Annotated in this window: 12 protein-coding genes and 3 tRNA genes; 10 read left to right on the top strand and 5 right to left on the bottom strand. The window is 38.0% G+C overall.

The window, feature by feature from the left end:
* Nucleotides 1-58: 58 nt before the first annotated feature.
* Entirely contained in the window at nt 59-1786 is a 1728-nt protein-coding gene (locus tag FACI_RS03150) for a DUF2070 family protein (protein WP_009886667.1), read from the top strand.
* On the opposite strand, the gene aroC is transcribed toward FACI_RS03150, so the two are convergent.
* A complete protein-coding gene (gene aroC / locus FACI_RS03145) occupies nt 1781-2851 on the bottom strand; it encodes a chorismate synthase (protein ID WP_009886666.1) in 1071 nt (356 codons plus the stop codon). The genes FACI_RS03150 and aroC overlap by 6 nt on opposite strands.
* 61 nt (nt 2852-2912) lie before the next feature.
* Between aroC and FACI_RS03140 the strand changes: the two genes are divergently transcribed.
* A tRNA-Gln gene (locus FACI_RS03140) sits at nt 2913-2985 on the top strand.
* A gap of 53 nt (nt 2986-3038) precedes the next feature.
* Complete coding sequence (locus FACI_RS03135; protein WP_009886665.1) at nt 3039-3506, top strand: DUF1940 domain-containing protein; 468 nt, start codon at nt 3039-3041, stop codon at nt 3504-3506.
* Here FACI_RS03135 and FACI_RS03130 read toward each other — a convergent pair.
* Complete coding sequence (locus FACI_RS03130) at nt 3501-4343, bottom strand: NAD(P)H-binding protein (RefSeq protein ID WP_009886664.1); 843 nt, start codon at nt 4341-4343, stop codon at nt 3501-3503. The two genes, FACI_RS03135 and FACI_RS03130, sit on opposite strands and share 6 nt — an antisense overlap.
* A 102-nt stretch (nt 4344-4445) precedes the next feature.
* Between FACI_RS03130 and FACI_RS03125 the strand changes: the two genes are divergently transcribed.
* The 4 genes from FACI_RS03125 (at nt 4446) to argF (ending at nt 9678) form a co-directional block, all read left to right on the top strand.
* Nucleotides 4446-5999, top strand: coding sequence for an FAD-dependent thymidylate synthase (locus FACI_RS03125; RefSeq protein ID WP_009886663.1), 1554 nt, complete (start codon nt 4446-4448; stop codon nt 5997-5999).
* A gap of 79 nt (nt 6000-6078) precedes the next feature.
* Entirely contained in the window at nt 6079-7716 is a 1638-nt protein-coding gene (gene thsA / locus FACI_RS03120) for a thermosome subunit alpha (protein WP_019841453.1), read from the top strand.
* Between the two features lie 67 nt (nt 7717-7783).
* Complete coding sequence (locus FACI_RS03115) at nt 7784-8749, top strand: NAD(P)/FAD-dependent oxidoreductase (protein WP_009886661.1); 966 nt, start codon at nt 7784-7786, stop codon at nt 8747-8749.
* A gap of 23 nt (nt 8750-8772) precedes the next feature.
* Entirely contained in the window at nt 8773-9678 is a 906-nt protein-coding gene (gene argF / locus FACI_RS03110) for an ornithine carbamoyltransferase (protein ID WP_009886660.1), read from the top strand.
* A 27-nt stretch (nt 9679-9705) separates the two neighbouring features.
* Here the strand turns inward: argF and FACI_RS03105 are convergent.
* Nucleotides 9706-9779 (bottom strand) — tRNA-Arg (locus tag FACI_RS03105).
* A gap of 526 nt (nt 9780-10305) precedes the next feature.
* Between FACI_RS03105 and FACI_RS03100 the strand changes: the two genes are divergently transcribed.
* On the top strand, nt 10306-11973 hold the full coding sequence (locus FACI_RS03100; protein ID WP_009886659.1) for a TIGR04190 family B12-binding domain/radical SAM domain protein: 1668 nt from the start codon (nt 10306-10308) through the stop codon (nt 11971-11973).
* 176 nt (nt 11974-12149) lie between these two features.
* Here the strand turns inward: FACI_RS03100 and FACI_RS03095 are convergent, their stop codons facing one another.
* A complete protein-coding gene (locus tag FACI_RS03095) occupies nt 12150-13004 on the bottom strand; it encodes a DMT family transporter (protein ID WP_256378730.1) in 855 nt (284 codons plus the stop codon).
* A gap of 126 nt (nt 13005-13130) precedes the next feature.
* A tRNA-Leu gene (locus FACI_RS03090) sits at nt 13131-13215 on the bottom strand.
* Between the two features lie 105 nt (nt 13216-13320).
* Between FACI_RS03090 and FACI_RS03085 the strand changes: the two genes are divergently transcribed.
* Both FACI_RS03085 and FACI_RS03080 read left to right on the top strand, forming a co-directional pair.
* Nucleotides 13321-13572, top strand: coding sequence for a hypothetical protein (locus FACI_RS03085; RefSeq protein WP_009886657.1), 252 nt, complete (start codon nt 13321-13323; stop codon nt 13570-13572).
* A gap of 49 nt (nt 13573-13621) precedes the next feature.
* Nucleotides 13622-14011 (top strand): winged helix-turn-helix transcriptional regulator, encoded by a 390-nt coding sequence (locus FACI_RS03080; RefSeq protein ID WP_009886656.1) that lies wholly within the window; start codon nt 13622-13624, stop codon nt 14009-14011.
* The last annotated feature ends 45 nt before the right edge of the window (nt 14012-14056 follow it).

Raw genomic sequence — 14056 nt, 5'->3', positions numbered from 1 at the left:
CGGTGTGCTAATAGCTAAAAATCGCAATAATTTATATGTTATATTTCAATTCCCGGGTGTGCAGAAAGAAAAAACCCTTGCAGGGCTCTCAAGGTATATCAAAAAATCACCAAAATGGTATTATTTTCTGATTCCAATAATTGCTATATTTTTAATAGATGGCATTATACTTAGAAATCTTGATGCACTTTCCTTCATGTCTATTTTGCCCTTCATCTTCTTCTTATTGCTGGATGCTTTAACCATAAAGCTTACCAATAAAAAATTCAACAATAACCGGATTATGTATCTGGATTTTATATCCCTTACACTGGTAACACTATTCTTCTGGATCGGTGTCCTTTTATATCCAGTTATACGGATGCCCTTATACTATATCCTTGCACTGGCTATTGCATTTCCGGCTTTTTTGAGATTTCTTGTCCTTTACATTTATTATCCATCAAACATATACCTGGCTGCAACACTATCAATGAACTATACATTTTCATATATAATCATAGCTTTAATTTTCTATGACATAAGCAAAATTGCAATAAAATTCATTATACCACTTATTGCTGCAACTGTAATATACGTATTATTCTCCTATATATTCCTGGTATTTACCACAATAGGATTCACAAGGAAATATAAATCACGCCCATCGGAACTCATTGATTTTTTCCTTAACAGGGACAATGATGGGGCTATAGGCGAGAAATTCTTTACCCATGTTTATAACAAGAAAAGGCAAATTCCGGTCATTACCACAAATATTAGAAAGGAAAACAGAGACCTTGTCACCCTTGTATTCCCGTATGTCCATCCTGGTCCATTTGGGAATCTATGCACAAGCAACCTTCCTGTAAAGATCAGTTCAGAGATGGGCAGGGACAATATTATGGTATTCCACACCGCAACTACCAATAGCAATAACTGCAGCGGAAAAAATGATATAAAAAACATAGCGGAATCTGTTAAGGATTCAATCAAAAAAATGAAATATTCAGATACAGTATCAGACTTTGTAAAATTTAATGTGGATGGTTATGACGTTTCACTTCAGAAATTCGGAAATTCCGGTATTTCGGCAGTAATACCATTTAAGAAGCAATTTGACGATATCTCCATTGATGCAGGCTTGAAAGTTGTAGCTGCCCTGAAAAAAAATGGTGCAGAAAATTTTGCATTGCTTGATGCACAGAACAGCTTTACCAGAGATGCTAAGGAACTTGATAACTGCGACATGATAATAAACCCGCTTATTGAAAAATTTAAAGCAACCGGATCCACATATCCTGCCATTATTGGTTATGCAAGAAATTATGAAAAAATCGATGGCCTTGCTTCTATGGGAGTTCAGGTACTGGCAATAAAAATTAATGATTATTACAATGTAATAGTGCTTACAGATTCCAACAATATAGGAAGGGAAGTTATAAAGATGGCAAGAAGTGGTGTTGATAAGAGGGTAAAAAACATGGATATATATACAACCGACAACCATGTTGTGAATGTGAGTGAACTGGATATAAACCCCCTGGGCATGCACTGTGAGCCACAGGTGGTTGCAGACCTTATAAACAGGACAGTTCTGCAGGCTATTGAAGATGCGTCACCTGCAACAGCAGGCACCTATACAGAAAATATAACCGTTACAATGGGGGAAGAAAATGCATTCCATAACCTCATGGAGATAGTTATTGCATCACTGCGCAAGGCTAAATATTCTATTGCTTTCATTTTGCTGATATCAATACTTGTCTCGTCCTTTTCATTCCGCTACATGGTTTTGCATCTATAAGGATTTTCTGCACATTATAAGGTCAAGCATAACAAATGCAGCCATTGCCTGTATCACCGGCACCGCTCTGAAAGATATAAACGGGTCATGCCTGCCTTTTACCTGCACCTCAGAGGGCTCCATGCTTTTCAGGTTTACTGTTTTCTGGGAGATTCTGATTGAGGATGTGGGCTTCATGGCTATATTGAACACCACCGGCATTCCGTTTGTGATGCCACCCAGTATGCCACCGGAATTATTCGTCCTTGAGAGAATTTTTCCATTTTCTGCATAAAATTCATCGTTTGCTTCTGAACCATACATATTGCCTAACTTGAATCCTGAACCAAATTCAATAGCCTTTAATCCCGGTATGGAAAACATTGCCCTTGATATTTCGCTTTCAACAGAATTGAAGAATGGCTCGCCGATTCCTGGCGGAACGTTGTATATATGCGTGCTGATCACGCTTCCCATGCTATCTCCATTCTTTATTGACTCTAATATCTTATTATACAGCAACGAATCTTTTTCCCGATCCGGCATCCGTGTACTGAAGCCATACACATAATCCTCATCTTCCTGTGGTTCATTGTCTATGCTTATTCCCCCTGCGGATTTTATATATGTAACTATTTTTATATTATATCTCTTCAGAACGCCCATTGCAAAAGCGCCTGCAGCAACCAGCGGCATTGTCATCCTTCCGGAAAAAAAACCGCCCCCTTCATAATTCCTGTATTCGCCATATTTGTAAAACATTGTTAAATCTGCATGCCCGGGGCGTGGATTGTCCCTTAAATCATCATAATGCTTATCAATATAATCTTTGTTTTTAAAAATAAAGGCAAGCGGAGAACCATCTGTGAATCCTTTCCTGCTTCCACCAATTATTTCTATTTTATCGTCCTCATTTCTCGGAGTTGTAATCAGGCTCTGCCCGGGTTTTCTCCTGTCAAGCCACTTCTGTATAAATTCCTGATCAATTGCCAATCCTGCAGGAAGCCCGTCCACCGTGCCGCCTATGTAAGGGCCATGTGAGGATCCAAAAACAGTAAGCTTGATTTCATTGCCCAGTGAAAACATACAGACACAATAATGTTATAATTTATTAATATTTTTATATCAAATAGCAATAACTATACACAGCTCCGTGGTGTAGTGGCCAAGCATTACTGGCTCTGGACCAGCAGACGGCAGTTCGAATCTGCCCGGAGCTATTGTAGTTACATTTTATTGAATAATTTAATTAAACACATTTAAATTCACTATTATGGAAGACGAACAATCAGGCGAATACTGTGAATTAATTGACAGGAACCTGCCCCCTGACCATGATTTTTTTCTCTATGAATCACATGTAAAAATAGTTAAATCTTTTCTGGGGCTTGCAGTATCAGAGGCAAGAAACGTTGAAAAATTAAGGACTATGCTGGATATACTGGACACACTGAATCAAAATTTATACGATAATGAAACCGTTCTCGCCGATAATGTAAGGAAGCAGCTGAGGCGGGAAACAAAGGAATGGATTGATATTGATCAGAAGATGGATAATGGTGATAAATATACAGCGTACCTTGTGCTTGCAGCATCAAATCTGCGCATAGCGCTCTCATATCTATGGAGATTGTCAAAATTGCCTGATTTTTCAGATCATATAACAGAATACCCACTTGAGTTCATGCAAAAATTGATAAATATGATAAATAACGAAGCCATGGGCAACGTACTTTTATAATTTATTTATGTCGGTTGAATTTATATAATCTTTAAATGTTATGGGCTCTTTGACATACCTGAATAAAGATGTATTCTCTTTGTAATAATCCAGCTGGAGCATGTAAAACTGTTCCTTTGTCAGCAGTCCGCGCTTCTGCAAAGATCCGACAAATGGCTTGAATACAATAGATGAAATCTCCTTTACCGGTGGCATGCCCAGTTTAGCACGTACAATATTAAACATATCAGCAAATGTTACGCGTTCCCTGGAGCATATATCTATTGTACCTGACCTTTCCATGGAATTTTTTATTACCGTGATAACATCATTGATGTGTACCGGAGCCATATTGCCACTTTTTGGCAACATGGGAACTTTCCCCTTTGCAACCTCAATAAGCATCTTCGTAAATTTGTCTCCGGGGCCAAACATAGTTGAAGGCCTGATTATTAATGAATTCTTGAGCAGGTTTGCATTATCTTCTCCCAGCCTTTTGTACCTGAAATAGTCCGTGCTTCCCTTATCCGCATTTATGGCTGAAAAATATACAAGTTTCTTGTTTCCCCTCAGTTCCTGCATGGCATTTACGACATTTTTAACCCCTTTCAATGACAGGTCTTCATGTGTCTCTTCTGTTTCCGCAAGTACGTCAATTGCATGGACAATAACATCGTAGTCGGCTATGGCACTTTTTACATCATCATATTCCCTTACATCGCCTTTTATATATTTTATGCCAAGTTTGTCAAGTTCATCCGAGTTATTTCTTGAAAAATAAGCCTTTTCTTCGGCATCCATCTGCTTCAAGATGTTGCTTCCAACAAATCCTGATCCTCCTAAAACTATCAATTTCATAAAGGGATATATACTATCCATATAAAAATATTATATAGCTATTATCATAATACAATTAATATGCATCGTTATATTTTTATCCACCGGACTGATACTATTTTCATGGACGATTTTTCCAATAATGACCGGGATGTTTTCCTGATAAAGACTGATATGATAGACAGGGGAGCTCTCATGTCAAGATATAGCAGAACCGCAAATCTTGATATAAGGGAGGTATACGGGAAGGAATTTAAAAATAATCCTGACAGGGCAAGCAATTTTTATAAGAGAATATTTCTGGATTATGGCGATGAATCAGTTGCAGAATTAACCACAGCACAGATGGGAATACAGAACGTTTCCAACATAGTCACCAAGGTCATAGAGGAACCGAGGATAGGCCTTTCATATCTGGAAAAATCATCAAGGTATGTGAAATACAACAAAAAAGTTAATGGAAACTACCTGTTTCTCCGGGGAGAGAATGCCGGCGTAGGAGCCATGGAATCCAGGTATAACAGCTACTGCAACGATCTTTTTGACTTTTATTCCGCTGCCTATCCTGAGATGATGAAATACATGGAAGATGCAAATCCAATAGAAAACTTCACATTTGAAATCGGCGGAAAGAATTATAAATACACGAATCTGGAATCCGTGGATGAAAACACACTGTCAAAGTCATACAAATCCTCCCTGAGGTCTGCAGTACTGGATGAGATAAGGGCATTGCTGCCTGCTTCCACATTGACAAATATTGGCATATCCGGCAATGGGCGTGCATTCATATCACTTATAGAAAGGCTTAAGGCATACGGGACACCTGAGGCAGAGAAATACGGGGAATTAATATACAGAGAGCTTGAGCCAGAGCTCCCGGAACTTATAGAAGATGCTGTATCTGCCCATGGAATAGCACAGATAAAGTATAATAACGCGAAGGATTCTATTGGCAACTCTTTTTCAAATGATACAGCAAATGTGCCAGCTCTAAAAGTTATAAATTTTATGGATGAAAAAAGGGCAATAGACCTTGCTACAGGAATGTTGCTATATGGCAGTTCTGCAGGTTCCAGCAATGTAGATATCCCACCGGAAAAACAGTACAGCATTCTAAAGGAACTCGAATCATTGAGGGGAAATCGCAGGCATAAGCTTGGCAGGGCCTTTGAGGGCATAACCTACTCATTCGAAGTAAATATGAATTACGGCGCCTTCAGGGAATTCCAGCGCCACCGCTTTTTCTCAATAATCAGAAAACCTTTATCCACACAATATGGATACGATATTCCAGAAAATCTCGGAAAGATTCCTGAACTCAGATCCAGATATGTAGAATTAATGGATGAAGCCCGCATACTGTATAATGATATTATGGGCAGGTCAGGAAGAAAAATTGCCCAGTACGTTGTTCCATATGCATACAAATACCCGGTAGTTTTCAGTTCAAACCTTAATGAATTAACATATTTCATAGAACTGAGGTCCAACCAGCAGGTTCATCCCGACCTTAGGAAGGTTGCACTTGATATTTACAGTGAGATTAAAAAAATACACCCGCACCTTGCCACACTGATTAAATTTGTTGATACAGGGGATTACAGGCTCGGGAGACTGCCATCCGAGGTAAAGAAAGAAAGCAGGAGAAAGACATTATCCGGGGAAAACGATTAAAATTATTCTATACATTTAATTTAAATATTTTAATTTTAGAAACATTTATATTGAAGAACATATTTATGAATCGATTGTTATGATGTCAGGTCAAACGCCAATATTAATATTAAAGGAAGGTACAGAAAGGCAACAGGGTAAGAATGCCCAGAAAAACAACATTGAAGCCGCAAAGGCAATTGCAGATGCAGTAAGGACAACACTGGGCCCGAAGGGAATGGACAAAATGATGGTTGATTCAATAGGGGATATAATAATCTCCAATGATGGGGCAACCATATTGAAAGAAATGGATGTAGACCATCCTACAGCAAAAATGATTGTTGAGGCTTCAAAATCCCAGGATACAGCAGTTGGAGACGGAACCACAACTGTTGTTGTATTTGCTGGCGAACTTCTTAAACAGGCAGAAGCCCTGCTTGACCAGGGAGTGCATTCAACTATTATAGCTGATGGGTACCATCTGGCTGCAGAGGAAGCAAGGAAACAGCTTCTAGCAATGTCTGTAAGTGCAAAGGATGATGCTATGCTCAGAAAGATAGCTATAACAGCACTTTCCGGGAAAAACACAGGAGTTGCACCGGAATTTCTTGCAGACCTTGTTGTAAATGCAATAAACTCTGTTACTGAAACAGATGGAGATAAAATCATAGTTGATACCGCAAATATTAAAGTAGACAAGAAGAGCGGTGGAAGCGCAGCAGATACAAAATTCATAAACGGGCTTATAATTGACAAGGAAAAGGTTCACTCAAAAATGCCTTCTGTTGTAAAAAATGCAAAAATAGCACTTATAAACTCTGCACTTGAAATAAAGAAAACCGAAATAGACGCCAAGGTACAGATAACAGACCCATCAAAGATACAGGAATTCCTTGACCAGGAGAGCGACACATTAAAGGAAATGGCCGAGAAGATAAAGAAATCAGGAGCCAATGTTGTCCTTTGCCAGAAGGGAATAGACGACACAGTACAGTACTATCTTGCCAAATATGGAATATACGGTGTCAGAAGGGTAAAGCAGAGCGATATGGAAAAGCTTGCAAAAGCCACAGGCGCAAAAATGATCACCGACCTTGATGATATAACAGAAGAAACCATGGGAAAAGCCGAAACCGTTGAGGAAAGGAAAATAGGGGACGACAGGATGACATTTGTAACAGGATGCAAAAACCCCAAGGCTGTCAATATACTTATCAGGGGCGGAACAGAGCATGTTGTTGATGAAATCGACAGATCCCTTAACGACGCAATAAGGGTTGTTGCAATAACAAAGGAAGATGGAAGATACCTTCCAGGTGGAGGAGCCACAGAGGCCGAGCTTGCAATGAAGCTAAGGTCATATTCCAACAGCGTGGGCGGAAGGGAGCAGCTTTCCATAGAAGCCTTTGCAAAGGCCCTGGAGATAATTCCAAGGACACTTGCAGAAAATGCCGGGATGGATCCTATTAACACCCTGATATCTCTTAAGTCAGAGCACGAGAAGGGAAACAAAAACTTCGGTGTTGACATGGAAGCAAACAAAATAACAGATATGATAAAGGCAGGAGTATTCGACACATTCCGTGTTAAAACCCATGCAATATCAAGCGCTGTGGAAGTTGCCACCATGATACTCAGGATCGATGATGTAATAGCCAGCAAGAAGTCATCTGCCCCACAGGGCGGAGCTGGCGGCATGGGTGGCGGAATGCCTCCAGGCATGGGCGGATACTAATTTTTATAATTTTTTTATTTTTTAAAAGTATATATACGATTTTACAATGTTTTAAAGGTGATTTATAATGATGCAATTTAACATTAGTTCAACTGAAAGGGATTATGAGACTGATTATGATGTAATTATCATCGGGGCTGGTGCGGCAGGCTATTCAGCCGGTGTTTACATCAAGAGGTCAGGTATGAGCGTAGCTATACTGGAAAGGGAATCAGTTCCCGGAGGAAATACAGCAGTATCCCCTCTGGTAGAAAATTATCTGGGATATAAAGCTATAGAGGGCGCAGACCTGGCTGAAGATTTCAGAAAACATTATGCCCAGTATGGAAAAATTATCACTGAAATTGATGTACGTGATATTAAAAAGGAGGGGGATAAGTTCAGGATAATTACAAACAGATCAGACTTTACAGCGAAAGCCATCATTGTAACAACAGGGACAACCCATAGAAAGATGAATGTTAAAGGCGAAGACGAGTATTATGGAAAGGGCATATCCTATTGTTCCACATGTGACGGCTATCTTTTCAAAGACAAGAACGTTGCAGTCATTGGTGGCGGAAATTCCGGCGCTATCTCAGCACTTTACCTGAAGGGCATAGCAAAGAACGTTTCCATAATAGCACACTCAAAAATAAAAAAATGTGAGGATGCATATATAAAATCAATAGACGAAAAGAAAATTCCATTCATACTTAACGCGGAAACTGAAGAATTTATCGGCGATGGCAAAAAACTTACAGGACTCAAATACAAAGACCTTGCTACAGGGGAAGAAAAAACAGAGAACCTCGATGGAATATTTGTCTATATTGGCGTTATACCACAGACATCGTTCCTCAAAAACATAGGAGTTAAACTGGACAAGCACGGATTTATTATAGCAGATGAAAAGGGAAGGACAAATATTCCTGGCATATATGGAGCAGGCGACGTACTTGCAGGAAGCGAAGAACAGATAGCGACAGCAGTTGGCGATGGAAGCAAAGCCGCAATTACGCTTTATACCGATATCATAAATAAAAAGTTTTAAATTTATTTTCTTTCTTTCCATCTATGAAAAGAGATATTCTATCAGTAGCAGATATGGAAAATGATTTTGACCAGATAATAGATACATCTATAAAATTGAAAAAGGATAAGACAATAAAATTTTCAGATAAGAAATTGCTTGGCATGATTTTTGAGAAACCCAGTACAAGGACAAGGATATCCCTTGAGGCAGCAATGGAACAGCTCAACGGGCATGCTATATACCTTAGCCCACATGAAATGCACCTTGGCGATGGTGAAACTATTGCGGATACAGCAAGGGTCATGTCCAGATTCCTGGATATTATTTCATACAGGGCATATGATTACAGGAATGTCAGGGAACTGGCAAAATATGCCGATGTTCCGGTACTGAATGCACTGGACAATATGGAACATCCTCTGCAAATTGTTGCAGATTTTATGACCATTATGGAAAAGAAGCACAGGCTTGAAAATCTTAAACTGGCATATGTGGGTGATGGAAACAATGTATCCAATTCCCTGCTTCTGGGTGCTGCATTGACAGGCATGGACATTTCAGTTGCCTGCCCGGAACACCGTGAACCGGACAGAGATATACTGTACAGGGCTAAGGACCTTGCATTGAAAACCGGCAGCAGGATAGAGATATTAAGGGATGCCAGAACAGCGGTAGATTCGGCCGATATTATATACACAGATGTATGGGTGTCCATGGGCGAAGAAAAAGAAAAGGACCAGAAAGAAAAACTATTCAAGGGATACCAGGTAAATGAAGAACTTGCCGATTTTGCAGATAAAAATTATATATTTATGCACTGCCTCCCCGCAAGAAGGGGGCTGGAAGTAACTGATGAAATAATAGAAGGAATACATAGTGTAGTTTTTGATGAAGCAGAAAACAGACTCTACAGTGAAAAGGGGGTTATTTATACAGTTCTATCATGAATTATTTGCCTGAAACTTACTGTATAACGCCCGCGCCGGGATTTGAACCCGAATCTAAGGCTCCGCAGGCCTTCAGGATATCCAAATTACCCCACACGGGCTTCCAAGTATCACATAAACATATTTTAATTCTTGCGAGTCTGTAAAATCTATAAGTAATTCCAGTGCTCTTTTCTTTCTAGCTTATTATATTTACATCCGACGCCTTTCTGCGGATCAACGTATAAATCTCAGGCACCATTCTATATTATATGTTTTATCAAACGCGCGGCATTTTCAATAAAAAATAGTACCGAAAATAACCATTGCCAGAAGCAATAATGCCATTATTACAACTGCAATCTTCAACGTTAAGGCCCCCATATTAATTAATATGCAACTGAAATATTAAAATGTATCTTATATACCTATGCTGGTCATTGAGCGACTGCCCATTACCATGCAGGTATAAGAACTCGTAGTACTTTTAGATATTTTTCTGTACACCTCAATTGGCTTCTGAGCCATTTATATTGCAAATCCCGTATTTCTATACTCTCTATAACAGATTCAAAAATATTACATACAACCAATGCCCGCCATAGGTAATAAACATATGTTTATATATATTCAAATTGTATCATTTATATGGATGCAGATATATCATTAGTACATGCTCCCAGCATTTTTGACTTCAGAACCCGGGATATTAAATTGGGGCCTATTAGTGATGTTATTCCATCAACCCCTGTATTTGAGATGTATCCAGTTGGATTTATAAGTATGCTCAACTCACTTATAAGTTCAGGTTACAATGCGAGAATATGTAATGTAGCAGCCATGATGGTTTCATCAGCATCGTTTGATCCGGTAAAATACCTGAAACATGTCAAATCAAAAATATATGGTATTGACCTTCACTGGCTCCCACATGCAAATGGCGCCTTAAAAGTTGCAAAAATTATAAAAGATTTGCATCCAGATTCAAAGGTATTGCTTGGTGGTTTCTCTGCCAGTTATTTTGCCGATGACATAATGACACATTATGGTTATATAGATTATATTTTGAAAGGCGACCTACAGGAAACAAACATTGTCAAACTTGCTGGCGCAGAGGATAGTTATCAGGCACTTGATCGCGTCCCCAATTTGATTTACAGAAAGAATAACAGGATAATCCATAACAAAATAGAATATTCATCTATAGACGATGTTTTTTTGAATTATGGCCTTCTGATGAAAAACGCAATAAAATATCATGACATTAAAGGACACCTGCCATATGCTTCATGGCTGGATAACACAGAAGCTATGACCGTAATAGAACATGGTTGTAGTTTTAACTGTGCATTCTGCGGGGGGTCTAATTTTGCTTATAAGAATAATTATAATAGTGTTGCACCCCTGTATAGAAAGCCTTTAGTTATAGCAGAAGAGATATCACTTGTGGGAGAAATGCTCGGGAGCCCCGTATTTATTACAGGTGATATGAACAATGCTGGAGAAAAATTTTATTCCTCACTTTTCAAGGAATTAAAAGATAGAAAAGTTAGTTTGCCACTTTTAACAGAATATTTTACCCCACCTGGTAAAGAGTATTTAAATGAACTTAGCCACAGATTTCCAGATTTTACTGTTGAAATATCGCCAGAATCTTCCAGCGAAGTGATAAGAAATAGAAACGGAAGACCATACAGCAATAAAGGTCTTGAAGATTTTCTTCAAAACGCTGTTACCGCGGGAGCAAAAAAAATTGATGTTTATTTCACTATAGGCATGAGTGGCCAAACTGTTAATGATGTTAATGCAGATATTGATTATAGTGAAAAATTAATGAAAAAATTTTCCAGTGCTAAGGAAAAGCTTTATACATTTATATCTCCACTCACTCCATTCATAGACCCCGGGTCATTGATATACGAACACCCGGAAACTTACGGCTTTAAAATTACTGCAAAAACCATAACGGATTATTTTAATCTTTTAGAAAATGGAAAGATCTGGACAGATTTTTTAAATTATTATACAAATTGGATGTCAGTAGAACAAATTGCCCGTGCAACATATGAATCGGAAATACGCATGATAAAAATGCGCCAATCCCTGGGATTGTTAAAGGACGTAGACGCAGATGAAATAGTAAAAAATATAACGGCATATATGCATGGCGACGATTATATTTCCAATGAAAATAAGAGTAGCCATTTATCATATATAGAGAAGGATGTTGAATGGTCAAATAAACACAAGCTGACAAGAGATTCTTTTCTTATATCCTTATATAAAGACTATAATGATTTTAAAAAGAAATTATAAATTTCCCGGATAAAGATGGGCGGATAGATAAGGGGAATATTATTTACATGTCATTATAGCTTGATATAGTTTACTGGAAATTTTTTACGCATTTCTAACAGTTGCTTTTTGGTATGTGTTATTTCTTATACAGTACTCACCCTATTTTTATATGTCACCGGTACTTAATGAACTCTCTAAGTATTATTTATATTGTTTATTAAATGCCTGTTATATTTCCTTATTGTATTTCCCGTAACCAGCATCCCGCTTCCTATTAGCAATATTCCACCAATTATAGTATACAGTGAAGGGATCTGCCCGAGAAAAACAAGGGCAAAAATTATTGCAAATACCGGGTCAAGATAACTCAGTATTGAAACAATCTGTATATTTAGATTTTTCAGCGAATCGTACCATAAAAATAAGGCCAGAACGGTCTGAACAGATCCGGAGATCACTATAATTATTATTACGTCATAGTTTATGGTAAACCTGATGACAAAGACGAATGGCAATAATATTATCATAGAGATTATGGATTGGAGAAATACTAAATTCATTGAACTCACATACTTTGCTGAAAATTTGCTTGTTATTGACAGTAAACCGTAGGTTATTCCCGAAAATAATGCCAGCAGAATTCCAATTATATTTATAGAAAGCGAACCTGCAGACATAATTATTATGCCGGCGAACGATATGCTGATATTCAATAATCCACCTTTCCCTATTTTCTCCTTTAATAATGGTGAAAATAGTATTGCTATTACCGGCCCGGTATAATAGAATATTATCGCTTCAGATACCGGTATCATAAATACCGCATAAAACAGAAATACCCAGTTTAATGATAATAGTACTCCTGAAAGTATTATATAAGGATTAAACAACTTCCTGATATTGCTTTTCAAATCCCTGTGAAGTATTACTGTCAATAATAAGGCAGATATTAAAACCCTGAAGAATACAAATATTGGGGATGGTAACAGTGACCATATTGCAAATAGGGGTATTGACCCCCAGATTACGGTAGATGAAAGTATTTCTATAAGCCCTTTTCTAGTATTAGTGTAATCGATTAAACCACCTGCGAATAATTAAATTATAATACTTAAATTTTTATAATGTTATTACATGAAAATACAGGTTAACTCTCCATTATACTTTTAGAATTATGCAAGGGACGGGATTTGAACCCGCGAACTCCTTCGAGATAGAATCTTAAGTCCTACACCTTTGGCCAAGCTTAGTTACCCTTGCTTACATGCAGCTAATATGTTTTTGATTAATAAGTTTTTTTAAGAGCTAACCGGACAATGCAAATGCACATAGTATAATATTTATAAGACATTTAACTAAGATATTATGGATGATAATAACAATGCAGTAATGGGCTTCAAGCTGGACGAAGAGCCTAAATGGATACGCGTGACACTGGAAGATGGAACCGTACTGGAAATCAAGACTGAAATCATGTCAATAATGAAAGTAGGAAATGACCCGAATACCGGGCTTCCACAGTACAGCATCAATGCTGCCCCTATGATAAGGATGATGCGGGTTCCTAAAGAATCTGTAGCTAAAAAGGCGGATACAGATAAAGGGCTGTACAGATAATAAAATATTCGTACAAATAGATTTAAATCTCTTCCGGCAATTCTGTATCATGGATGAGACCGATTATAAAATTATTGACTTTTTGAGGGAAGATTCACGTGAAACAAATATGGAAATAGCCAGGAAGCTTAATGTTTCAGAAGGCACAATTAGAAAGCGGATAATGAATCTTGTAAATAGTGGCATTATCAGGAAATTTACCATAGAAACTTCCTTATCAATTGAAGGCATTGTATTGATAGAACTTGATTCCAGGCAAGCGTCAAACACATTAAAAACTTTAAAAAGCCTCTACAGTGACATATACGAATTCTCCGGAAGCATTGACGTTGCTGTGAGAATATCAAAAAACACCATAGAAGAGCTTAATATGGAGGTGGACAAAATCAGGGACTTAAAAGGCGTGGTAAATACAGATACCATGGTACGGCTTAAATGAATATGTAGCCTGTAGTAATTATATTAGGTCAGAAGAATAATTATT

The organism is Ferroplasma acidarmanus Fer1 (assembly GCF_000152265.2).
Classification (GTDB): domain Archaea; phylum Thermoplasmatota; class Thermoplasmata; order Thermoplasmatales; family Thermoplasmataceae; genus Ferroplasma; species Ferroplasma acidiphilum.
This window is presented reverse-complemented; position numbering and strand designations above follow the sequence as displayed.